The following is a 22,602-nucleotide window of genomic DNA, read 5'->3' as shown; positions in this document are numbered from 1 at the left end:
TAACAAGCAAGACACCTTGAAGACTCAAAAGATAGCTTGAGGGCAGAGCTTTGTTGAAGCCCGATCTCCGTCTCAGACTACTCTCCTATTCATTTTTATTCTTGGATATAAACAATATCCAAGTTGCTTTAACAGGCTAACTAGATTAAGAATTCTAAATAAAATTGGAGCATTTCGAGCGCTTTTAGGTGGGAGAAATAGAATATGAGAGTCAGCCCCTGTAGGGATAGTTACCGGTGTTAGCCATATTTTGGGGGAAGAATTATTTATAACAAAAAAAGCTCGCAATCGAATACTTAATTCCGAGGAAATGCTTCTATGCAAACCATAGCCAGTCCAACATCCCCAAAAACTGGGCTTGCTTCCCCTGGCAAGGAGGACAAGCGCTTTAAAGTATTGGACGCCACGATGAAGCGCAATCAGTATAGCCAGGATGCACTGATTGAAATCTTGCACAAAGCCCAGGAAGTCTTTGGCTATTTGGAAGAAGACGTGCTGCAGTATGTTGCTAGGGCCCTTAAACTTCCCCTCAGTCGAGTTTATGGGGTAGCGACCTTTTATCATTTATTCTCTCTCAAACCGAGTGGGGCTCATACTTGTGTGGTTTGTTTGGGAACCGCTTGTTATGTGAAGGGGGCCGGGGCCTTATTGGATACTCTCAAGCAGGAAATTCATTTGCAACCGGGGGAAACGACCGAAGATGGCCAGATATCCTTGGTGACGGCCCGCTGTATTGGGGCCTGTGGTATCGCGCCAGCGGTGGTCTATGACGGTAAGGTCTTGGGTAAACAGGATTCCCACAGTTTATTAGAAGGCATTCAACCCTGGCTGACAGCCCCAGCCCAAAGCTAATCCTTTACTTTGGTTTAAGACGATGGATTTACTAGAACTGCGCGAAATTGCCCAAAAAACCCAGGAACAGCAAGCTAAAATTCGTATTCGTTGCTGTAATGCGGCGGGATGTCTCTCCTCCCAAGGACAAGAGGTTAAGGATAGTCTGGAAACGGCGATTGCCGAGGCGGGATTACAGGGCCAGGTGGAAGTCTGCGGGGTCGGCTGTATGAAGTTCTGTGGTCGGGGCCCCTTGGTAGCCGTTGATCCCCAGGGAAGTCTCTACGAATTAGTTACGCCGGAACAGGTACCGGCCATTATTGAACGTCTGCAAAATCCCCAGGCCCTACCGGAAAATGTCCCTCAAATCGGCGACCTAAATCATCCCTTTTTCAGCGGCCAACTCCCCATTGTGCTGGAAAATTCCGGCCAGATTGACCCTGATAGCATTGATGAATATATTGCCGTCAGTGGCTACGAACAGCTTCATCGCAGTTTATACGAACTGTCTCCCGAGGGGGTGATTGCGGAAATCACCAAGAGCGGTCTGCGGGGCCGGGGCGGTGGCGGTTATCCTACAGGCCTGAAGTGGGCGACGGTTGCCAAAATGCCCGGCAAACAAAAGTATGTAATCTGTAACGCCGACGAAGGCGACCCTGGGGCCTTTATGGATCGTAGTGTTCTGGAAAGTGATCCCCATCGTGTTCTTGAAGGTATGGCCATCGCGGCTCGGGCCGTGGGGGCCAACCATGGGTTTATCTACGTCCGGGCAGAATATCCCTTGGCCATTAAACGCCTCCAGAAAGCCATCCAACAGGCCAAAAAATATGGTCTTATGGGTTCTCAGATCTTTGAATCTCCCTTTGACTTCAAGATCGATATTCGGGTCGGGGCCGGAGCCTTTGTCTGCGGAGAAGAAACAGCCCTGATTGCCTCTATCGAAGGAAAACGGGGTAATCCCAAACCACGGCCCCCCTATCCGGCCCAAGCAGGTCTCTGGGGTTGTCCTACGCTGATTAATAACGTGGAGACCTACGCCAACATTGTGCCGATTATTCGTAACGGCGGGGATTGGTATGCCAGCATTGGTACAGCCAAGAGTAAGGGCACGAAAGTGTTTGCCCTCACCGGCAAGGTCGAAAATGCGGGTCTGGTGGAGGTTCCCATGGGAACAACTGTGCGGCAAGTGGTGGAAGTCATGGGCGGTGGCGTTCCCGATGGTGGGAAGGTCAAAGCCGTTCAAACCGGTGGTCCCTCCGGTGGCTGTATTCCGGCCGACAAACTGGATACGCCGATTGAGTACGATACCCTGCTGGCCCTGGGCACGATGATGGGATCCGGTGGCATGATCGTGATGGATGAGCACACCAACATGGTGGATGTGGCCCAGTTCTATATGGACTTTTGCCAGAGTGAATCCTGCGGGAAATGTGTTCCCTGTCGGGCGGGAACAGTACAACTCCATGGCCTGTTGACTCGTCTCTTAGAACATCAAGCCACGGCAGAGGATCTACAAAAATTAGAGGCCCTGTGTCATATGGTCAAGGAAACCAGTCTCTGTGGCCTGGGCCAAAGTGCGCCGAATCCGGTCTTGAGTACCCTGCGCTATTTCCGCCAGGAGTATGAATCGCTCTTGCAAACACGGTAATGGATTCCACCTCACCCTCAGGAGCATCAGCGATGACCCTTAATCTGGAAGCACAAACTATCCCTTCTCAAGATATAGGAATAACAACAGAGGTATCCCATCGTTTTCCGGGAGAGACTTGGGTAGAAGCAAGCTGGTCTGACTTCCTGCAAGCAACGGAGCAGTCTGATTACAGCAAAGGCAAATTTTATTACTACCAAAGTCATCTCAGAATTGAAATGCCTCCTATTGGAAACGATCATGCCAGCGACCACTCAATTATCATCAGTGCCCTGCATCTCTATGCCTGTCTCCAAGACATCCCTCTCAATCTCAAAGATAATTGTAGTTATCGTAAACCTGGCTATCAGGAAGCCCAACCCGATATTTCCGGCTATTTAGGAGAGAATACAAACGCAATTCCCTACGGTACAGGAGTGGTTAATTTAGAAGAATTTCCTGCCCCTTCCTTGGTTGTTGAAATTGCGAATACTTCTTTGGTTGATGATCAAGAAATCAAACGATTACTCTACGAGGAATTGGGGATTCAGGAATATTGGATTGTCAATGTCAAAACGGGAAATATTCTCGCTTTTAGGATGGAAAATCAAGGAAGTTACCGTATTCAAGAATCTCAAATATTGCCGAATTTAAAATTATCTATTCTCGAAGAGGCCTTACGAATGACCCGAAACCAAAGTCATAGCCACGTTATGAAATGGCTAATGAATACATTGAATCCATTGAATCCATCTGTTTAATGCCCACGACTGAGGAGCTTTATCCATGTCCGTCATTACCCTAACCATTGATGACCAGGCCATTGCCATCGAAGAAGGAGCCACGATTCTCCAGGCGGCCAAAGAAGCTGGTATCGCCATTCCCACCCTTTGCCATCTCGAAGGCGTTTCCGAGGCCGCAGCTTGTCGCCTTTGCGTTGTCGAAATCCAGGGAATTAATAAACTCTTACCAGCCTGTGTCACCACCGTGACCGAAGAAATGGTAGTTCATACCAAAACTCAAAAACTCCAGGATTACCGACGCATGACCGTGGAACTCCTCTTTGCCGAAGGGAATCACGTTTGTGCCGTCTGTGTTGCCAATGGCAACTGTGAATTGCAAGATATGGCTATCCAAGTCGGCATGGACCATACTCGGTTTACTTACCAATTTCCTAAGCGCGAAGTCGATCTGTCCCATCCCCTCTTTGGCATTGACCACAACCGTTGTATTCTCTGTACCCGTTGTGTGCGGGTCTGCGATGAAATTGAAGGAGCTCACGTTTGGGATGTTTCTTACCGAGGAACGACCTGCAAAATCATCTCCGGCCTAAATCAACCCTGGGGTGAAGTCGAAGCCTGTACTTCCTGCGGTAAATGTGTGGATGCCTGTCCTACGGGTTCTATTTTCCATAAGGGGGTTACTGTTTCTGAAGAACACCGTGACCGGGAAAAACTTGAATTTCTGGCCCAAGCTCGGGAGCATCATCAATGGACTCGATGATCTAACCCCTGAAGTTATCTGTGATTTTCTTAAGGATTGGCAAGGGATTGATTTACTGCCTCTATTGCCTCCTTCCGCTCTAGTAATTTCTTAATTGAGGATTAATAAAAACCGATGAGTAAAATTCGCTTTGCCACTGTTTGGCTGGCTGGTTGTTCTGGTTGCCACATGTCCTTCCTGGATATGGATGAATGGCTAATTGACTTAGCCCAAAAAGTAGAGGTGGTCTTTAGTCCCGTTGGTTCCGACCTCAAGGAATACCCCGATAATGTCGATGTTTGTTTGGTAGAAGGGGCCATTGCTAATGAGGAAAATCTTGAATTGGCCCTGGAACTGCGTCAAAAAACAAAAATCGTTATCTCCTTTGGTGATTGTGCCGTCACCGCCAATGTCCCGGCTATGCGCAATATGCTCAAAGGAGCCGATCCGGTTTTGCGTCGTTCCTACCTAGAACTGGGAGATACCACGCCCCAACTGCCCGATGAGCCGGGGATCGTACCACCGCTATTGGATAAAGTGATACCTCTGCACGAAGTCATCCCTGTGGATATTTTTATGCCGGGTTGTCCCCCTGATGCCCACCGCATTCGAGCCACCCTAGAACCCCTCGTCAACGGTGAACATCCCTTAATGCAGGGCCGAGCCATGATCAAGTTTGGCTAATTTCTATCTTTAAGCATTTAGCATTTCCCAAGGAGAAAACCCATGAAAGTTGCCGATATTATGACAACCCAGGTCGTCACGGTAAGGGGCCATCAATCCGTCGCTGAAGCCGTTCGCTTGATGAAAGCGCATCATATCTTTGCGGTGATTGTAGAACGCCGCCACGACGAAGATGCCTACGGCATGATTACTGAATTGGATATTATCAGCAAGGTAACCGCCTACGGTCGCGATCCGAAAAAACTGCGGGTCTATGAAGTCATGCAAAAGCCTTGTATCGTGGTGAATCCCGATCTGTCGATTGAGTATGCAGCCCGTTTGTTTGCCAATACGGGGATTCGGTGTGCTCCAGTGATCCGGGAAAAATTATTGGGAATGATTACTGCCACAGATATTCTGCTCAAGGGGGATTTTCTAGAAAGCCCTAAGGAACAATATTTTGAGCAAGCCATTCAAAAAGCCATTCAAGAAGCTCGACAAATTTGTGCAGAAAAAGGTCATGCCTCAGCCGACTGCCGGGTCGCTTGGGATATTGTCGAAGAACTCCAAGCCGAAGCCGCCCACCAACGGGCTCAAAGTCTAGAAAAAACGGCCCTAGAAGAATATGTGGAGGAATATCCCGAAGCCTCAATCCTGATTAACCTGGAAGAGTGGTGTAGTGGTTAACTGATTAATCTAAATACTTAAAAATATTTTGGAGTAAAAATGTCTAAAACCATTGTTATTGATCCCGTTACCCGCATTGAGGGCCACGCTAAAATCTCTGTCTTTCTCAATGACCAAGGCGAAGTTGATGATGTTCGCTTTCATGTGGTGGAGTACCGGGGCTTTGAAAAGTTCTGCGAGGGCCGTCCCATGTGGGAAATGGCGGGAATTACGGCTCGCATCTGCGGCATTTGTCCGGTGAGTCATCTCCTCTGTGCCGCCAAAACCGGGGATAAAATTTTGGCCGTTCAAGTCCCACCGGCCGGGGAAAAACTCCGTCGCCTTATGAATCTGGGCCAAATTACCCAGTCCCATGCCCTTAGCTTTTTCCACCTCAGTAGCCCCGACTTTCTCCTCGGTTGGGATAGTGACCCGGCCCAACGCAATGTTTTTGGCCTGATTGCCGCTGATCTGGATCTGGCCCGGGCCGGCATTCGTCTGCGTCAGTTCGGCCAAACCGTGATTGAACTCCTAGGGGCTAAGAAAATCCATGCCGCTTGGTCGGTGCCGGGGGGAGTTCGATCGCCGTTATCCGAAGAAGGCCGTCAGTGGATCATTGACCGTCTGCCGGAATCGAAACAAACCATTTACCTGGCCCTGAACCTATTCAAAGGCCTGCTTGACAAACTTACAACGGAGGTAGAGCAGTTTGGTAAATTCCCATCTCTCTTCATGAGCTTAGTGGGAAAACAAGGAGAATGGGAACACTACGGCGGTCATCTCCGCTTTACCGATAGCGAAGGCCATATTGTGGCAGATAACCTCAGTGAAGACAATTATCGGGACTTTATTGGCGAATCCGTCGAAAAATGGTCTTATTTGAAATTTCCCTACTACAAACCCCTGGGCTATCCCGACGGTATCTATCGAGTTGGCCCCCTAGCCCGGCTTAATGTCTGTAGCCATATCGGAACCCCCGAGGCCAATCGAGAACTGACGGAATATCGTCAACGGGCCGGTGGGGTCGCGACCTCTTCCTTCTTCTATCACTATGCGCGGTTGCTGGAAATTCTGGCCTGCCTAGAGGCCATTGAACGATTAATGGATGACCCCGATATTCTCTCGAAAAACTGTCGAGCGAAAGCAGGCATTAACCAGTTGGAAGCCGTTGGCGTCAGTGAGGCCCCCCGGGGAACTCTCTTCCACCACTACAACGTGGATGAAAATGGCCTAATCCAAAAGGTGAACTTAATCATTGCCACGGGGAACAATAACCTGGCCATGAATAAAACCGTGGCCCAGATTGCCAAGCACTACATCCACAACCATGATGTTCGGGAAGGTTTTCTCAATCGAGTAGAGGCCGGGATTCGTTGCTATGACCCCTGTTTAAGTTGTTCTACCCATGCCATTGGCCAGATGCCTATGCAGATTGAAATCATCGGGGCTGATGGCTCTGTCCAGCGCACCCTCCAGCGCGATCCCTAGCTCAAGGACGAACCGGGATTGAAGGGGAGCGAACTTTTGCTCCCGCGAGGCCAGGACGAGCGGTAACAAAGGACTGATTCCAATCCCGCACTAATTGGCAAAAGTGGGCAATGGGCGGAATTTTAAGGCGGTCGCCGGTTGTCACCAATACGATTTGGCGACTCAATTGTTGTGTGGAACCTGGAATCGGGGCCAGGGGGCGCACCGCTAGACTGGGATCGTGATGGGCTTCGAGCAGGGCCGTTTTCGGGAGCAGGGCCAACATTTTTCCCTGACGCACTACCCCGCGAAAGGCATCGAGGGTATTGAGTTCCATCACCACCTTGGGTTCTGCATTCTGTTGGTTGAACCAATCTTGCACCAGGCGTTGCATGCCGTAGCCATCTTTAAAAACCACCTGGGGATAGGCCAATAAACTATCCCACGACACTTGCTCATACTGAGCTAAGGGATGGTCAGCGGCCATAAGTACTTCGATCATCTCTTCGTAGAGTAATTCCACGACCAGATCGGCGCTCGACGTTAGATAGCGATTATTCATCACCACGGCAATGTCCACCAAGCCATCGCGGAGCACCTTGAGGGCCCGGTCACTCCCCAGGGCCGTCACCCGCAATTGTACCTGGGGATAATCCTGGCAAAATTGTTGCAGTACTGATGGCAGGTAATGGGAGCAGACGGAATGCACTGCCGCTACACACAATTCTCGTTGCTTACCGGCCTGGAGATCGGCAATTTCTTCACTGGCCTGACTCCATTCTTGGCAAATGCGCCGAGCGCGGGGCACTAACTTCTCGCCAGCAATAGTCAGCTTAGCCTGGGCGGTGCGATGGAAGAGAGGTAAGCCTAAGGCCTGTTCCAAAGATTGGATTTGACGACTTACCGTTGATTGGGTAATACCAAATTGACGGGCGGCCTGGCCAAAATTGCCGCTATCGGCGACGGCCAAAAAAGCCTGTAACTGCTCAATCCGCATGAAAAATCGTCATTCCCTCTCGTTAAGGTTTTTTGACGATACCCAATTTTTCTAGAAGGTTCGGTAGAGATTGCTACAGCTCAGGGGCCCTAGGCATCCCAGGGATTGAGGGGAATCATGGCCCAGGTGACGTAGGTACCGATAGGACTCCAGAGGAGGTAGGGCACCAGGAACAAGCCTGCCGAGGCAGATATGGGAAACACCGCTAGGGCCAGGGCCAAGCCAATGAAAAATCCCAAGGCTCCAATGGCAGTTCCGACCCGTAGACTACGAAGCTTACACATCACCGGCGTATAGGCCATCACCGCTACTTCCAAGACCAGGTAGCCAGCCATCCAGGGCCAGGCCGATTGGCGAGGCGCAACCGCTTGCCAAGTCAAGGTCGCGGACAGGGCCCCACAGATAAAAATCGTGATCCAGATCCAGGGAATGGCCCCTTCAAAGGTTAACCAGGCCGGCCGCTGGAGGCGATTAAACCAACGCAAATCCTTGGGGGAAAGGCGGTTGAGCACAAAGGCCACGGCAAAAGCGACCACACCAATGCAAAGCCAAGCAGGAATCATCATCAGGCCTCACAGAAATAACAGGAGCTTGAGCGCTGATTCTAGGGTAGATGGTCGAGGGCCTAGTAACATGGCATCTGGCATGTTACCAATCCGCCCAATTAGGGCTACGGATTTTTACCCCTCTGCCTTCGGCACCTCCCCTTAGCAAGGGGACAGTGGGGTCAGTTGTGTCGTCCTTCAGAGATTTTAAAGTGGGGGATTCGGCCGGTGGGCGGGATATCCCTATTTCTTGATGTTGGACAGGAGGAACATGCCCAAGCTTGACTAGAACCGATACAATAACTTAGGCCAAACGTTAATTTGTCATGAGCCGCGATTGTCTAGGCTTAATTCTTCCTCCTCAAATCTGCTCCATTGGTGTCAGGTTTGGTGCCATCTCCTCCTTGTGCCTTGTTGATAGACCCTGAGGTTCCTATGAGTCCGATCATCCAATCCCCTTCTAATCTTTCTAATCAGACTCCCCCCAACCAACAGGATGGGATGACGGTTACACCGGGGAGCCAAGGAGGGGAAGAATCGGTCCTTTACCACCGCCTCCGCCTGATGGAAGACCTTTGGGAGCGGGTACTCCGCAGTGAGTGCGGCCAGGAACTGGTTGATCTATTAAAGGAACTGCGACTACAAAATTCCCCAGAAATCCGGGATGCCGAAATCACCGCTTCCCTGCAATTAGAAATCACGGAACGCATCGAAAAATTAGAACTGAATGAAGCCATCCGTGCCGCTCGGGCCTTTGCGCTCTATTTCCAACTGATCAATATTGTGGAACAGCACTACGAGCAACGGGAGCAGGAACGCAATCGTTGGGAATCCACCCAGGAAACGGCCTTTTACGATGAAGCCGGTAGCGAGGAAGAAATTATTCCGCCCCTGGAACTCAGCCTCCTGAAAAAGAGCCTTTGGCAGGAAGACGGGGCCATTCAGGTGGGGACGTTTCACTGGTTGTTTGGGGAACTGAAGCGGTTAAATGTGCCGCCCCAACAAATCCAGCGCCTACTGGATCAATTGGATGTGCGTCTGGTGATTACGGCCCACCCCACGGAAATCGTCCGCCACACCATTCGCCGCAAACAACGCCGCATTGACCGGGTTCTGCGGAAACTGGATCAACTCCAGGTGTCCGTACCCAACCCTGATTGGCTGAATACCTGGGAGGCCAAGGCTGTAACCGAGCAGTTAATGGAGGAGATTCGTTTCTGGTGGCGTACTGATGAATTGCACCAGTTCAAGCCTACAGTTCTGGACGAAGTAGATTACTCCCTGCACTATTTCGATGAAGTCCTGTTCAATGCCATTCCAGAGCTCTCTAAGCGTCTACGCCAGGCCCTGCGCGATAATTTCCCCTGGTTAAAGGCCCCCAGTGCCAACTTTTGCCACTTTGGTTCTTGGGTCGGCGGTGACCGGGATGGTAACCCCTCCGTGACCCCTGAAGTTACCTGGCAAACGGCCTGCTACCAGCGGGGCCTGGTAATTAATAAGTACCTCCATTCTCTCGGTGAATTAACCGCTATTCTGAGTCCTTCCCTGCACTGGTGTAAGGTTTCCCAGGAATTGCTGGATTCCCTAGAGCGAGACCGTCTGGAATTGCCCAAGATCTATGAAGAGGTATCCCTGCGCTACCGCCAGGAACCCTACCGCATGAAACTGGCTTATATTCAACAGCGTCTCGAAAATACCCTGCAACGCAATAAACGCTTGGCCAATCCAGAGGAGCGGCAAAATTTAGCCAAAACCCCTTCCCTCCAGCACTACCGCACCGGCCAGGCCTTTTTGGAGGAGCTACAACTCATTCAACGCAACCTGATCGAAACCGGCCTGAGTTGTCTAGAGCTAGAGAATTTGATTACCCAAGTTGAAGTGTACGGCTTTAACCTGGCCCAGCTAGATTTCCGCCAAGAGTCCTCCCGTCATGCCGAGGCCATTACCGAAATTGCCGATTATCTGGGCGTGTTGCCCCGGCCCTACGACCAACTAACGGAGACCGAAAAACTGACCTGGCTGGGAACGGAACTACAAACCCGTCGTCCCCTAATTCCCCTGGAAATGCCCTTTTCAGAGCGAACCCGCGAAACCATCGAAACCCTGCGGACGTTGCGTCATCTTCAACAGGAGTTTGGGACAGATATCTGCCAAACCTACATTATCAGCATGACCAACGATGCTAGTGATGTGCTAGAAGTTCTCCTGCTAGCCAAGGAAGGGGGCCTCTACGACCCTGGTACGGGCATTGCCTCTGTACGCATTGTGCCTCTCTTTGAAACGGTAGAAGACCTCAAAAATGCGCCGGGGATCATGGCGGCCTTATTTGACCGACTCTTCTATCGGGCAGCGGTGGCCGGTGGCTACAGAGCCTTAGAACCGGGGCCGTCTCATCCTCCGGTAGCCTTGCTGCAACCGGCCAATCTCCAGGAAGTGATGGTGGGCTACTCCGATAGCAATAAGGATTCGGGCTTTTTAAGCAGTAACTGGGAAATTCACAAGGCCCAAAAGGCCCTCCAGCAGGTGGCCCAGCAGTATGGTTTGATCCTGCGTCTCTTCCATGGTCGTGGTGGCTCCGTGGGACGGGGAGGCGGCCCGGCCTACAAGGCTATTTTGGCCCAACCAGCAGGAACCGTAGATGGCCGCATCAAAATTACGGAGCAGGGGGAAGTCCTGGCCTCGAAGTACTCCCTGCCGGAACTGGCCCTGTACAACCTAGAAACTCTCACCACTGCTGTGATCCAATCCAGCCTGCTCAAGAGTAGTTTTGACTACATCGAACCCTGGAACCGCATCATGGAGGAGTTAGCCGCCTCCTCTCGCCAGGTTTACCGGAGTCTGATCTATGAAGATCCGGATTTTCTGGATTTCTTCCTCTCTGTTACCCCCATTCCCGAAATTAGTGAACTGCAAATTAGCTCTCGTCCAGCACGGCGTAGTAGCGGTAAACGAGATCTAAGTACTCTGCGGGCCATTCCCTGGGTCTTTAGTTGGACTCAAAGCCGCTTTCTGTTGCCGGCCTGGTACGGTGTCGGTTCGGCCCTTCAGGGCTTTATTGACCAAGACCCGGTTAAAAACCTGAAATTATTGCGCTATTTCTACTACAAATGGCCCTTCTTTAATATGGTGATCTCCAAGGTAGAAATGACTCTTTCCAAGGTAGATTTGACCATTGCTTCTCACTACGTCCAAGAATTGTCTAAACCGGAAGACCGCCAGCGTTTCGGCCGCATTTTTCAACAGATCTCTGATGAATACAATCTAACCAGGGAACTGACTCTGCAAATCACCGGCCACCAACATCTTTTGGATGGTGACCGCAGTCTCCAACAATCTGTTCATCTGCGAAATCGCACAATTGTTCCACTTGGATTTCTTCAGGTATCCCTGCTCAAGCGCCTGCGCCAAGTGACCCAAGAAGCCGAGGCCAGCGGCATTCGTTACCGTCGTTATTCCAAGGAAGAGTTACTGCGGGGGGCCCTGCTTACTATCAATGGCATCGCGGCCGGCATGCGCAATACCGGTTGAGGTCAGGGCCAATTGCCACTGACCAGCGTTGCTGACTGGAAGTATCCTGGTCTCTTCGATACTTAAAAAAACAAGGACTCATAGACGGGAAATAAACTCAATTCGAACATGGGCACTGTTTTGAGGTTGTTTCTAAAAGAAACCCATCCAGTCTAAAGAATGATGAGAGATTCACAGGCTGTTGCAAAGGTTGATTGTGCCGAGCTAATAGAAAGATTACTCGATGCTTTAAATTCAGATGCAAACAAGCGCATTTCCGTCAAACGATCTAGAGGCAGACCAGCATTGATCAGTTCCTCTGGCGTGAGATGGACTACTAATGATCCCACGGATTTGTCTGCTAAAACCAGGGCCACACGATCAATCATTTTTTTGGGTAGATTTCTAAAAAAACGCTGAGGAATAGAGACGTTATCAGCAGAAATAAAAGCGCAATGCGGCTGGCTTTTTTGCAATTGATCAACCCACTGAATAGCAGATTGTTTCGCTAACTTATGGCCAATAAAAGCATAGGTTGGAATTCGTCCGTCTCCTTTTACAAACTGTCTAAGTATAGTGCTATAAATTTCCCGGCCAAAATGCATCGTAATTTGTGGACAAGAGTTCACTTCATTGATAATAGAATCATTTTCATGCCAAGGTTGACTAATATCAGTAGTAATAAAATCGATGCCTGCTATCTTTAAGTTAATGAGCTTAGTAACATCTTCTGCAAGTTTGATATTATCTGGATGAACTTGCTCTAATACTAGCTCGGGAATAGAAGATCCCCCTGGTGGATGTATCGTAATAGTTTGCTCTGGAGCTAGCACTGAATCAAGCGAAAGGCCTTGAGCTTGTAAGATATTGATGAGAAAATCATCAATTTTAAACGTATCTAAAATTGGCCTAATTTGACAACGAAAAGGATGGCGATTTTCTTGTTCTATTAATTCAGAAATTGTTTGATGACCATTACCTTTCAGATACTGGAGAGAGCGCTTAAACGCCAAGACTAATTTATGGTTAATAACTAATAACCGATGACACGTTCCTTCTACCTGTTTTTCCACCAGAATTTGTCGAGAATATTGATTAGCTAAATTATAAGCCTCACGCAGGGTATCTAAAGTATTAATATCTTTAGAGACACCAAGTCCTCGTTCTGAATCACTGGGCTTAACCACACAGGGAGTCCCAATTATTTGAAAAGCCTGTTCTGCTTGTTGCAAACTATAGACTAGGCAATGGGTTGGGGCAGGAAAACCAGCCTGACGAAGAATTGCAGAACATAAGGACTTATCGCAGGCACTTATAACACTGAGATAGGATTCGCTATCACAGAGACTACTTTGAAAAATTACCTGCTGATTTCCTAAACCAAATTGCCAAAAGGGGCCTATTTTATGAGCCAGAGGATAGGAACAAAATGGAATATTAGTTTGATAAGCGGCGTGTGCAAAGTGAATAGAATTGATTCCTTGTTCTAACAAGAGCTTGGGATAAACATCATTTTTGAGTTCATTTAAAATTTCTTCGACTACTTTTAGAGAATTATTAAGTTTTAAGGAATTAATTTTGTTTAGAAACCAAATCAATAAATTAATTAATCCATGAGCCTGAGAATCATAGACAGGAAAAATAATATTACAATCAATTTTTTGCGGATTTACTTTTCCTCCTAAAACTTTACCTCTATCAAAAATAGGGATACGTGACCACTCTAATAATTTTTGTAACCAAATCAACGCCCGGTTAATGCTATGAACCTCCTGGAAATTACAAGACCTTAGTTCATTCGCAGTAGATATGCTTAATAATTGATCAATTCCTGGATCGAGTTGAGTACAAATAAATTCAGCTATATTAAGTGTTGATACTGATAGAAGTACCGAAGGATATTTGAGACCTAAAATAAAACCTTGATATTGTTTTAGGATTTTGATGTGAGCAGTCATCACTAATTTATTTTTTTTGATACATATAAGATTCAGCTCTAGCCAAAATGGAGGCCCCAGAGTCTGTTAATTGGGCAAACCTTTTAACGGTATTAAGACCCTCTTCAAAAGTATGAAATAGGTCTTGGCAGGTTTCTTTTACTGCTGTGTTAGAGCTTCCTAATGACTCAGCCCAGCCGGTTTTTAAAACTCGGCTTGCTAATAAATGCATCCGAGCTGTCACAAAGGTTGCATGATAGACGCCGGCCATGGGTCTTCGTTCTTGTCTAAGGGGTGATTCGTACAACTCTGTATCTTGATTTCGTAGAAGAGGCTCATTCATAGAATAGCCAAACAAAACACTGTGGCCAGCCTCGTGAGCCAGGGTAAGTAGTAGATCAAATTGGGTTGTAAGAGGTTCAGGATTTAGAAAAAGCAAGCCCCACAACGAAAAGAAAGAGGCGCCGTGGAAATGGAGGCCAGAGGACTGGGATGGAACTGCTAAAACAAGTTGCCGGATAAGCTGTTGAATTTCTGCTAATAATTCTGGGAAGAAATGGATCAGAGATTCTTGAGATGATTGCCAGAGTTCTTGAAACTGTTGGAACTGATTTTTCGTAAGCGGATCACAGTCAATCTGATTTGCAGACTCGTTATTTAAATGGGAAAGATAGAGTTGCCTATGGGAGTCGAGAGAAGAATCAAATAAATCTAGTATTTCAATGTCTTGAGGTTTAATATCAAGATCAATATTTAGACTTTGCAACGCTTGTAAGGTATTAGCAAAGGTATCCCAGGCCTGCGCCTCAGCAGCAAATACTAGTTCATAATAATAACCATAGACAGCGGGATGAATCCAGGTGCTTTTCTTAATTTTGCTAGTTATTGTCCGTAAAACTATTCCAAACTCTGGATTATCTTTCAGTTCATCCGCAATATATTCTAAACTGGAAACTAAAGCAGTCTTAAAACCTTGATTGAATTGAATTGCTAGCTCGACATTAGGGACAAAAATATAATCCATACATTTATAAAAAATAAAGGCCTTAGTAAAGGCCCAACTATCAGAACAATTAATTAACTAATTGGCTGGACTAACGGGTTTGGGGCTACTAATTTTAGCTTGTACTTCACTGGTGAGGGCTTGAGTTAGAAGCCGTTGATGATATTGACCCAAGTTTAGGGTTTTAAATCCTAGGAGTCTGTGGTGATTGAAGATAAAAAAGTTCTGATGTTTCAAAGTTTAGTTTTGAGACTGCAAAAAAATTATCCCCGCCATCATCTTTGTTAGAAGACTTTGACGAGAATCTTTTACTACTTGGCAGGAGAAGTGCTCTTACCATTGCCAATTTTGGCTTGAACTTCCATAGCAAAGGTTTTCTCTAAAACCAGTCTATTGTATTGCTGATTACTTAAAGCGTTAAAGCCGAGTAGTTTGTGGTTGTTGAACATGGTGAAAAGCTCCAAATTTTGCAAACTAAAGTTTTCTAGGAGGCTTTGAAAGAGCTAATTTTAATCAGCCTCAGTTCCTAGCTCTCTCAGTATAAGCAGAGGGGACTGATTCCCTATTTTGCAGGGGCGTCGCTTTTTTCTCCGCCAATTTTGGCTTGGATTTCCGTGGTCAAGATTTTCTCCGCAACCAGCTGACTATATTGTTTGGAGGTTAGGGAGCGAAAACCGAGCAATTTATGATTTTTGAACATAGTGAAAAACTCCAAGTTCTTAAAGTAAGATGTTGAACGAATGGAAAGACGGGTCTTAATCTTTCTTGGTTCCCTTGCTAGATTACTTCGATAGGAATCCTGCACTACTTGGTAGGATAACTTCCCTTAGTAATACCAATTTTTGCCTGAGCTTCTGATGCTAATTTTTTTGCCAAAACTAGACAATTGTACTGACAGGGATTCAAGGTATTAAAGCCCAACAGTTTGCGATTATTGAACATAGAAAAAAGCTCTTAAGGTTGCAAATTATGATTTTTAGCCTATAAAAAAGCCTATTTGAGCTGCCCTCAGTTCTTGGTTTAGCGGGACTGAGCGGTAGTCTTTCATTACTGGGCGGAGTGCTTTGGTTTAGTAGAACCAATTTTGGCTTGGACTTCCGTGACCAGGGCCTTTGCGACAACCAGTTGATTGTATTGTTGATTGCTTAAAGCTTTAAAGCCCAATAGTTTTTGATTGTCTAACATAATAGAACGCTCCAGGAGAATGGGATCAAATTACGCTCTACTATACTTCTCGACAACAAAGATTTCAACCCACTGCTTTCTCGTTTTTGGCTTGACTCAACAAAAATGCAGAGTTTATAAAAACGAACTATGATTTAGTGCCGTCTCTTGGGCCTAGGCCTGAACCTGAGCAATAATCGTCCGGTGACGAGGACTGTTGGGGGTAATACTCACCGCATCAAAGCCGGCTTCCAATAACTCCTGCTCAATATCCAGCGCGAAATACTGATCCATATAGGGTTCCGTGCTTTTGAGTAAGGTCATAACGTAGGGAGGCATGGTCAAATAGGCCTGGGAACGGGGATTCATATCCATAAAGGTAAAATGACCACCGCTTTTCACCAGACGACGGGCCTCCCGGAAGATCTTGCGGGTGGCATCCTGGGGCATTTCGTGGAAGAGCAAAAAGGCAGAAACCAGATCAAAACCTTGTGCGGCTAGTCCTGTGGCTTCGGGAAGAGCATGGATCCAATCAATACTGCTTTGTCTTTGCTGTCCATTGTAGGCAGCTACAGCTAAATAATAGGGAGAAAAATCCAGACCGGTCAACTGGGTCTGGGGATAGATAGATTGCAAGGTAAAGCTACTCAGGCCTACCGTGCAGTGCAGATCCAGAATGCGTTGCGGGGACTGGGGCAGTTGGGCCAAGAGGACATCATGGTAACTCTGGCGTAATTTAGCATCCCCTTGGGAACCTGCCTCGGGATACAGACTCGAATGCACGGCATTGGCTGCTACTTCAAACTCAAAGGCCGCCTGCCAACAGAGATGCCCTTGGTCATAGCCATGGAAAGAAGCTTGGTAGTAGTCGGGGTACTGAAGGTCGGGATTATGGATACGTTGCCAGGACGCTTGCCAGTCTTGCTTTTCCAGGCTTTGTACCGTCTCGCGCCAGGGAATCCCAAGACGTTCGGCTCGTTTAATCATCATGGTACGGGCTTGCCCCTTAGCAATAGCCCAGAGGGGTTTAATCCCTAGGAGGCCGTTAACGACTTGGGTAGCAAGGGTAGCGGTGGAGGAAGGGGCAGTAGCCGTCATTTTAATCAATCGAATATTAAGCGAAGTATTGAGGCAAATTTTAACAAAAATTGTTTATGGATAGTCCGTATATCCATTGTTCGAGGGCCTCCGGGTTTTGCAGAGGGCATCATAGGTTCAATTATTGCCCATTCTGCGTCGTTCAGGTCGGTTTCATCGGTTGTCAGACTCCTCATACTCTTTTCCCTCTTCTGCTCTTACCCTTAATTGCCCTTTCCTTTCTTCTTCCAATTTCTATGTTTTACAACACTTTATAAGTAGCCTCTTACTGACACCCCACAACGTTAGCCGTGTAGGTATTACCAATATTGGCGATGCCATTAACAAAAAGATTAACTTGGTAGGGTTCATCGTCGGGGCGGGGTTGGGCCGTAATCACCAGAGGTTTATTTGGGACAATTTTGACGCCCTCCTGATTAAAAAATTCCCCCGCCGTTTGATCGCTGTATTTGAGGTACATGCGGATGTCAAAGGTGCCGCCATTATCGGAGGAAACGGTGGCCACAAAACGATTGAAACGACGATCCCCCGGCACAGCCCAATCGGTATTCCAATTGTTGCGCGTAATATTAAAGCCAAAGGGGGCAGGAATGGTGGGTTGAGAGACGGTTTTGGTGACGGAACTTCCTTGACCACCCACTAAATTCAAGGGAATACAAGTATCTGCTTGGACAGTAGGATTCAGACTAAAACTGATAAGTACAGTAGTTATCAAAAGAGGGCGTAAGTCGCTCATAGTCAACCTCAAAAATTACCTTGCAGGGCCGCTTCACAGCGTTCACATAGAGTCGGATCCTCTGAAAAAGTTCCTACTTGCTCGGAATAATTCCAACAGCGTTCACACTTCTGGCCAGCAGCTTCGACGATGGCAACCTTGAGAGAAACAGGTCGTTCTGTGTAGCCACGAGGCCAATTAATTTTTACAATGTCCTTGTAAACTGCCTGCTCGTAAAGCCCGATATTGGTAATGAGTTCTACTTGAGAAACAAGGAAGAAATAACGTAATTGAATTTCAGTACTTGTTTCATTGAAGTACTCTAGTCTAGCTCTTAAGCCTTTATCAACATAGTTGTCTGAGTCAGGATCTCCATCACGAGAATCATAAATTAGAACTTTAGCTTCTAGTGACGAACCAATCATTTTATCCAAACGAGCCTTTTCCAAGATTTTATTAATACCATCTCGTAGTTCCCTGAGTGCTTCCCATTGACGAGCTAAATCTGATGTAACTTTTTCGGCATCTACTGGTGTGCCAGGAACAAGCTTCCACTTCTCATCACAATGTACCCAACCGGCTTGGAACACGGATTTGTAGGGGGTGGGATAGGGCAGAAATTGCCAAATATCTTCTGCTAAGTGGGATAACACCGGCGCAATGGCCTTGGCGAGGTTCTCTAGGGCCAGGTGCAAAATCGTTTGGCAACTCCGACGACGGGGAGAATTGGGGGCCGAAATATAGAGCCGGTCTTTGGCAATATCGAGGTAGAAATTGGAGAGATCCACCACACAGAAATTCTGGATAGTTTGGAAAAATTTAAAGAATTGGAAACTCTCGTAGGCCTCGGTAACTTCCTCAAAAACTTCTGTCATCCGGTGCAAAAGATAGCGATCCAATTCCGGTAAATCTTCGTAGGCCACAGCATCAATTTCGGGATTGAAATCGTGCAAATTCCCCAACAAAAAGCGGGCCGTATTACGAATTTTATTGCGGACATCCACCAATTGCTTGAGGATATTTTGGCCGATGGGAACATCGTTGGCATAGTCCACGGACGCCACCCAAAGCCGCAGAATATCGGCCCCGTAGGCCGGTTCCTGTTTTTGATTCTTGCCACCGTTGATAATTTGGTAGGGATCGACCACGTTGCCCAGGGATTTGCTCATTTTGTGGCCCTTTTCATCCAACACAAAGCCATGGGTCAAAACGGTTTGATAGGGCGCAATACCATTCACCGCCACGCTGGTCAGCAGACTGGACTGGAACCAACCCCGGTGCTGGTCGGAACCTTCCAGGTACATATCTACGGGATACTTCAATTCTGGCCGGGCCTTGGCCACGGCGGCCCAGGAGGAACCGGAGTCGAACCAGACATCCATGGTGTCTTCCCCCTTGCGGTAGGTGCGGCCATTATTGCGGTAACTGGGGGGCAGGAGTTCCTCCACCGAGAGTTCCCACCAGGCATCGGAACCTTTTTCGGCAATAATCTGCTGGACGTGGTCGATAGTTTCGGCAGTTAGCAGAGGCTCATTCGTTTCCTCGTCATAGAAGACGGGGATCGGTACTCCCCAGGCCCGTTGCCGAGAAATGCACCAATCGCTACGTTCTCCCACCATGGGCGTAATCCGATTTTCCCCCTGGGCCGGAAACCACTTCACGCTTTTAATTGCTGCAAGGGCCGCTTCCCGGAAACCAGCCACCGAGGCAAACCACTGTTCTGTGGCCCGGAAAATGGTTGGTTTTTTAGTACGCCAGTCGTAGGGATATTTGTGCTGATAGGCCTCTTCCTTGAGCAGGGCCTGGGCGCCCACCAAGGCTTGAATAATGGCTTCGTTGGCATCTTTAAGTACGTTCAGGCCTGCAAATTGGCCCGCTTCTTCGGTGAAATTCCCCGCCGCATCCACTGGAGACAAGATCGGCAGGCCGTAGCGTTGACCTACAATAAAGTCTTCCTGACCATGGCCGGGGGCCGTATGAACCAGGCCCGTCCCGGATTCGGTCGTGACGTAATCACCACCAATGACAATGGCACTTTCCCGCTCAAAGAGGGGATGACGGTAGAGAGTATGTTCTAGGTCTTCGCCTCGGATCGTCGCTTTCACTTGCAAAACCGCCTCGAAGGTCTGGCTGAGGCGTTCCACCAGATCCGCCGCCACAATTAAGTAACGCTGTTGACAAAGGGGGTGATCCGCTTCAACGACGGCATAATTCAGCTCTGGATTCAACGCAACGGCGAGATTGCCCGGTAACGTCCAGGGCGTGGTTGTCCAGATGGCGACGCCGAGATCTGCTTGGTAGGGGGCTAAAACAGCTTGGGCCTTTGCACCGACTTGAGTAATGGGAAAAGCCACGTAAATACTGCGGGAGGTATGGCCCTCGGGATACTCCAATTCCGCTTCCGCCAGGGCCGTGCGGGAACTAGGACTCCAATGGACGGGTTTTAGGCCCCGGTAAATGTACCCTTTGAGAGCCATTTGGCCAAAAACTCCGATCTGGGCCGCTTCGTACTCGGGTTTGAGGGTGAGATAGGGGTCTTGCCAGTTGCCCCAGATACCGTAACGCTGGAAGGCTATGGACTGTTCTTCGTGGGCCTTGATGGCAAAATCGCGGGCCTTGTGACGCAGGGTCAAGGGGGTTAAGGCCTGACGTTCTTCTTGCTTAAGGCTTTGCAGGACTTTTAATTCAATGGGCAGACCGTGACAATCCCACCCCGGCACATAATGCACGGAGCAACCACGCAAAAGCTTGTACTTATTGATAATGTCCTTCAAAATTTTGTTCAAAGCATGGCCCATGTGCAGAGACCCATTGGCGTAGGGAGGGCCATCGTGGAGCACAAAAAGCTGATCCGGATTCTGTTCCGAAAGGGTTTCGTAAATGGCCGCGGTTTGCCAAAACTGTTGAATTTCCAATTCCCGTTGACTGGCATTGGCCCGCATTTCAAAACGGGTCTGGGGCAGGTTAACCGTATCTTTGTAACTTTTGGCTTCTGTCACGGGTCTAGGGCGGCGTTGAATGAGATGGGCATTAAGGCTGATTCTATCAAACTCTCGCAGAAATCCCTGGCCTCTCCCCTGGCCCCAACCTAATTTTGCTAAGATGTCTGGCTATCTTGCTTGGGTGTGTGCCATGGCTGTGTTGTCGTCTCGGGCTGTTCCTCTAATCTCCTCCCGTTGGGGGGTCAGGGCCCTTTTGGTTCTCCTCCTTCTACTGACTTGGCTTTCCCTCTGGAGTTGTGGGCGTTCTGCCGATGCTCCGGCCAATCTGACCCGTAATCCTGAAATGATTACCATTGGCACCACCCTTAAGCCCCGTACCCTAGACCCCGCCGATAGCTACGAGGTCGCCAGCCTGCTTCTGGCCTATAACCTGGGGGAAACGCTTTATACCTACAAGCCCGGTACGACGGAATTACAACCCCTCCTGGCCCAGGCCCTGCCCCGCTTGAGTGAAGATGGCCTAACCTACACCATTCCTCTCCGACAGGGGGTTAAATTCCACGATGGAACGCCCTTTGATGCCCAGGCCATGGCCTTTTCCCTGCAGCGCTTTATGGAGAATGGCGGCAAACCCTCCTTTTTATTAACAGATACCGTGGCCAAGGTGGCAGCCACTAGCGATGGGGAATTAGTGATAACGCTGAAAAAGCCCTTTGCGGCTTTTCCGGCCCTGTTGGCCTTTCCGGGAACGGCGGCCCTTTCCCCCCAGGCCTACGAAATTGGGGCCGGGAAATTTAAGCCCGATGGCTTGGTGGGGACTGGCCCCTATCGCCTGGTGAGTATGACCAACGACAGTCTGCGTCTGGCGGCCTTTGCTGACTACTGGGGGACACCCGCTAAAAATCAGGGCATTGATCTCCAGCTTTATCCCGGCAATCCGGCCAATCTATTTAATGCCTTTCGCACCAGGGCCGTGGATGTGGCCTACCAATCTCTGGTTCCCCAACAGGTCAAGCAACTCCAGGCTGATGCTCAACAGGGCCAGGGCCAAGTGATCGAAGCACCGGGTTCCGTGGTCAATTTCTTGACCCTTAACCTCCAGGGGGAAACCTTGCAAAACAAGCTAGTCCGCCAGGCCGTTGCGACCCTGATCGACCGTCAATTTCTCAACCAACGGGTACTCCAGGGCCAGGGAGAACCCGTCTATAGTTTAGTTCCCACCAGCTTTGCCGCCTACCAGCCCGTTTTCCAACAACAGTATCCCCAGCAGAACCTAGCGCAAGCCAAGGCTTGGTTGCGTCAGGCCGGTTATAGCCCCGAAAAACCCGCCAAGGTGGAAATTTGGCATTCCTCCGGCTCCATCACTAGCAGTATTGTGGCGGCTCTGCTCAAGGCCCTGGCTAAACGAGATCTAGAGGGCATGATTGAATTTCAGCCCAACAGCATTGCCGCCGCCGCTTACTTTAAAAACGTCAGTCGTGGCCTCTACGAAAGTGCTATTTCCAATTGGTACCCGGATTTCCTTGACCCCGATAATTACCTCTATCCTTTTCTTTCCTGCGCTAAGGGGTCTCCCCAGGAAGGCTGTCTCGAAGGCGGCTCCCAGAATCAAGGTTCTTTTTACTACAGCAAGGAAATGAATCAACTCCTAGACCAGGAGCGCCAGACCCTAGACCCAGCGGAACGCCAGGCCATTTTTGCTAAAATTCAAACCCGCTTGGCGGAGGATGTCCCCTATATTCCCCTCTGGCAGAGCAAGGACTTTGCCTTTGCCCAGAATGATATTCAAGGGGTGGTGATTAATCCTAGCCAAACCTTCCCCTTTTGGACGATTGAACGGCGATCCCAAGCATCTTCAGGCCCTCCATAGAGATCAGTCACTGCAAAACGACAAAAGCTTAGGACAAGCTTAACCTAGTCCTAATCAACTCTAAATCTTACTGACAATAAAGTCTTGT

At 48.6% G+C, this 22,602-nt stretch carries 18 protein-coding genes and 1 pseudogene; 9 read left to right on the top strand and 10 right to left on the bottom strand.

Annotated elements, in window-relative coordinates:
* Positions 1-318: 318 nt before the first annotated feature.
* The 7 genes from hoxE (at position 319) to ABXS88_RS01045 (ending at position 6,757) form a co-directional block, all read left to right on the top strand.
* Positions 319-852 (top strand): bidirectional hydrogenase complex protein HoxE, encoded by a 534-nt coding sequence (gene hoxE, locus ABXS88_RS01075; protein ID WP_353673357.1) that lies wholly within the window; start codon positions 319-321, stop codon positions 850-852.
* A gap of 22 nt (positions 853-874) precedes the next feature.
* Complete coding sequence (locus tag ABXS88_RS01070; RefSeq protein WP_353673356.1) at positions 875-2,479, top strand: NuoF family protein; 1,605 nt, start codon at positions 875-877, stop codon at positions 2,477-2,479.
* A 32-nt stretch (positions 2,480-2,511) separates the two neighbouring features.
* Complete coding sequence (locus tag ABXS88_RS01065; RefSeq protein ID WP_353673355.1) at positions 2,512-3,219, top strand: Uma2 family endonuclease; 708 nt, start codon at positions 2,512-2,514, stop codon at positions 3,217-3,219.
* Between the two features lie 25 nt (positions 3,220-3,244).
* Positions 3,245-3,961: a bidirectional hydrogenase complex protein HoxU gene (hoxU, locus tag ABXS88_RS01060; protein WP_353673354.1), complete on the top strand. Its 717-nt coding sequence runs from the start codon at positions 3,245-3,247 to the stop codon at positions 3,959-3,961.
* Between the two features lie 114 nt (positions 3,962-4,075).
* The gene (locus tag ABXS88_RS01055; protein WP_353673353.1) at positions 4,076-4,624 is read left to right on the top strand and encodes an oxidoreductase; all 549 of its coding nucleotides are present in this window, start codon (positions 4,076-4,078) and stop codon (positions 4,622-4,624) included.
* 42 nt (positions 4,625-4,666) lie between these two features.
* Positions 4,667-5,290, top strand: coding sequence for a CBS domain-containing protein (locus ABXS88_RS01050; protein ID WP_353673352.1), 624 nt, complete (start codon positions 4,667-4,669; stop codon positions 5,288-5,290).
* Between the two features lie 39 nt (positions 5,291-5,329).
* A complete protein-coding gene (locus ABXS88_RS01045; RefSeq protein ID WP_353673351.1) occupies positions 5,330-6,757 on the top strand; it encodes a Ni/Fe hydrogenase subunit alpha in 1,428 nt (475 codons plus the stop codon).
* Position 6,758: 1 nt separating this feature from the next.
* Here ABXS88_RS01045 and ABXS88_RS01040 read toward each other — a convergent pair whose 3' ends face one another.
* On the bottom strand, positions 6,759-7,733 hold the full coding sequence (locus ABXS88_RS01040) for a LysR family transcriptional regulator (protein ID WP_353673350.1): 975 nt from the start codon (positions 7,731-7,733) through the stop codon (positions 6,759-6,761).
* Between the two features lie 89 nt (positions 7,734-7,822).
* The gene (locus ABXS88_RS01035) at positions 7,823-8,302 is read right to left on the bottom strand and encodes a TspO/MBR family protein (protein WP_353674851.1); all 480 of its coding nucleotides are present in this window, start codon (positions 8,300-8,302) and stop codon (positions 7,823-7,825) included.
* A 477-nt stretch (positions 8,303-8,779) separates the two neighbouring features.
* Here ABXS88_RS01035 and ppc point away from each other — a divergent pair, with 477 nt between their 5' ends.
* On the top strand, positions 8,780-11,806 hold the full coding sequence (ppc, locus tag ABXS88_RS01030; protein ID WP_353674850.1) for a phosphoenolpyruvate carboxylase: 3,027 nt from the start codon (positions 8,780-8,782) through the stop codon (positions 11,804-11,806).
* Positions 11,807-11,958: 152 nt separating this feature from the next.
* On the opposite strand, the gene ABXS88_RS01025 is transcribed toward ppc, so the two are convergent.
* From ABXS88_RS01025 to ileS, 8 genes and pseudogenes are all read right to left on the bottom strand, one after another.
* The gene (locus ABXS88_RS01025) at positions 11,959-13,743 is read right to left on the bottom strand and encodes a hypothetical protein (RefSeq protein WP_353673349.1); all 1,785 of its coding nucleotides are present in this window, start codon (positions 13,741-13,743) and stop codon (positions 11,959-11,961) included.
* A gap of 7 nt (positions 13,744-13,750) precedes the next feature.
* A complete protein-coding gene (locus tag ABXS88_RS01020) occupies positions 13,751-14,746 on the bottom strand; it encodes an HEXXH motif-containing putative peptide modification protein (RefSeq protein ID WP_353673348.1) in 996 nt (331 codons plus the stop codon).
* 290 nt (positions 14,747-15,036) lie between these two features.
* On the bottom strand, positions 15,037-15,174 hold the full coding sequence (locus ABXS88_RS01015) for a hypothetical protein (protein WP_353673347.1): 138 nt from the start codon (positions 15,172-15,174) through the stop codon (positions 15,037-15,039).
* 598 nt (positions 15,175-15,772) lie between these two features.
* Positions 15,773-15,910: a hypothetical protein gene (locus ABXS88_RS01010; protein WP_353673346.1), complete on the bottom strand. Its 138-nt coding sequence runs from the start codon at positions 15,908-15,910 to the stop codon at positions 15,773-15,775.
* A 153-nt stretch (positions 15,911-16,063) separates the two neighbouring features.
* Entirely contained in the window at positions 16,064-16,987 is a 924-nt protein-coding gene (locus ABXS88_RS01005; RefSeq protein WP_353673345.1) for a class I SAM-dependent methyltransferase, read from the bottom strand.
* A gap of 59 nt (positions 16,988-17,046) precedes the next feature.
* Positions 17,047-17,163, bottom strand: a pseudogene (locus ABXS88_RS01000) (IS5/IS1182 family transposase); the annotation flags it as partial.
* A gap of 89 nt (positions 17,164-17,252) precedes the next feature.
* Complete coding sequence (locus ABXS88_RS00995) at positions 17,253-17,723, bottom strand: hypothetical protein (protein ID WP_353673344.1); 471 nt, start codon at positions 17,721-17,723, stop codon at positions 17,253-17,255.
* 8 nt (positions 17,724-17,731) lie between these two features.
* The gene (gene ileS, locus ABXS88_RS00990) at positions 17,732-20,701 is read right to left on the bottom strand and encodes an isoleucine--tRNA ligase (protein ID WP_353673343.1); all 2,970 of its coding nucleotides are present in this window, start codon (positions 20,699-20,701) and stop codon (positions 17,732-17,734) included.
* 133 nt (positions 20,702-20,834) lie between these two features.
* Here ileS and ABXS88_RS00985 point away from each other — a divergent pair, with 133 nt between their 5' ends.
* Entirely contained in the window at positions 20,835-22,514 is a 1,680-nt protein-coding gene (locus ABXS88_RS00985) for an ABC transporter substrate-binding protein (RefSeq protein ID WP_353673342.1), read from the top strand.
* Positions 22,515-22,602 lie beyond the last annotated feature (88 nt).

This window comes from Synechocystis sp. LKSZ1, assembly GCF_040436315.1.
Classification (GTDB): Bacteria; Cyanobacteriota; Cyanobacteriia; order Cyanobacteriales; family Microcystaceae; genus Synechocystis.
Note: the sequence above shows the minus strand (reverse complement) of the source record. Positions and strands in the feature narration are given on the sequence as shown.

What these genes read in the sequence shown, in the direction of transcription:
- hoxE (WP_353673357.1), top strand. Translation starts at nt 319, where the DNA reads ATGCAAACCATAGCCAGTCCAACATCCCCAAAAACTGGGCTTGCTTCC.
- ABXS88_RS01070 (WP_353673356.1), top strand. Translation starts at nt 875, where the DNA reads ATGGATTTACTAGAACTGCGCGAAATTGCCCAAAAAACCCAGGAACAG.
- ABXS88_RS01065 (WP_353673355.1), top strand. Translation starts at nt 2,512, where the DNA reads ATGACCCTTAATCTGGAAGCACAAACTATCCCTTCTCAAGATATAGGA.
- hoxU (WP_353673354.1), top strand. Translation starts at nt 3,245, where the DNA reads ATGTCCGTCATTACCCTAACCATTGATGACCAGGCCATTGCCATCGAA.
- ABXS88_RS01055 (WP_353673353.1), top strand. Translation starts at nt 4,076, where the DNA reads ATGAGTAAAATTCGCTTTGCCACTGTTTGGCTGGCTGGTTGTTCTGGT.
- ABXS88_RS01050 (WP_353673352.1), top strand. Translation starts at nt 4,667, where the DNA reads ATGAAAGTTGCCGATATTATGACAACCCAGGTCGTCACGGTAAGGGGC.
- ABXS88_RS01045 (WP_353673351.1), top strand. Translation starts at nt 5,330, where the DNA reads ATGTCTAAAACCATTGTTATTGATCCCGTTACCCGCATTGAGGGCCAC.
- ABXS88_RS01040 (WP_353673350.1), bottom strand. Translation starts at nt 7,733, where the DNA reads ATGCGGATTGAGCAGTTACAGGCTTTTTTGGCCGTCGCCGATAGCGGC.
- ppc (WP_353674850.1), top strand. Translation starts at nt 8,780, where the DNA reads ATGACGGTTACACCGGGGAGCCAAGGAGGGGAAGAATCGGTCCTTTAC.
- ABXS88_RS01025 (WP_353673349.1), bottom strand. Translation starts at nt 13,743, where the DNA reads ATGACTGCTCACATCAAAATCCTAAAACAATATCAAGGTTTTATTTTA.
- ABXS88_RS01020 (WP_353673348.1), bottom strand. Translation starts at nt 14,746, where the DNA reads ATGGATTATATTTTTGTCCCTAATGTCGAGCTAGCAATTCAATTCAAT.
- ABXS88_RS01015 (WP_353673347.1), bottom strand. Translation starts at nt 15,174, where the DNA reads ATGTTCAACAACCACAAACTACTCGGCTTTAACGCTTTAAGTAATCAG.
- ABXS88_RS01010 (WP_353673346.1), bottom strand. Translation starts at nt 15,910, where the DNA reads ATGTTAGACAATCAAAAACTATTGGGCTTTAAAGCTTTAAGCAATCAA.
- ABXS88_RS01005 (WP_353673345.1), bottom strand. Translation starts at nt 16,987, where the DNA reads ATGACGGCTACTGCCCCTTCCTCCACCGCTACCCTTGCTACCCAAGTC.
- ABXS88_RS00995 (WP_353673344.1), bottom strand. Translation starts at nt 17,723, where the DNA reads ATGAGCGACTTACGCCCTCTTTTGATAACTACTGTACTTATCAGTTTT.
- ABXS88_RS00985 (WP_353673342.1), top strand. Translation starts at nt 20,835, where the DNA reads ATGGCTGTGTTGTCGTCTCGGGCTGTTCCTCTAATCTCCTCCCGTTGG.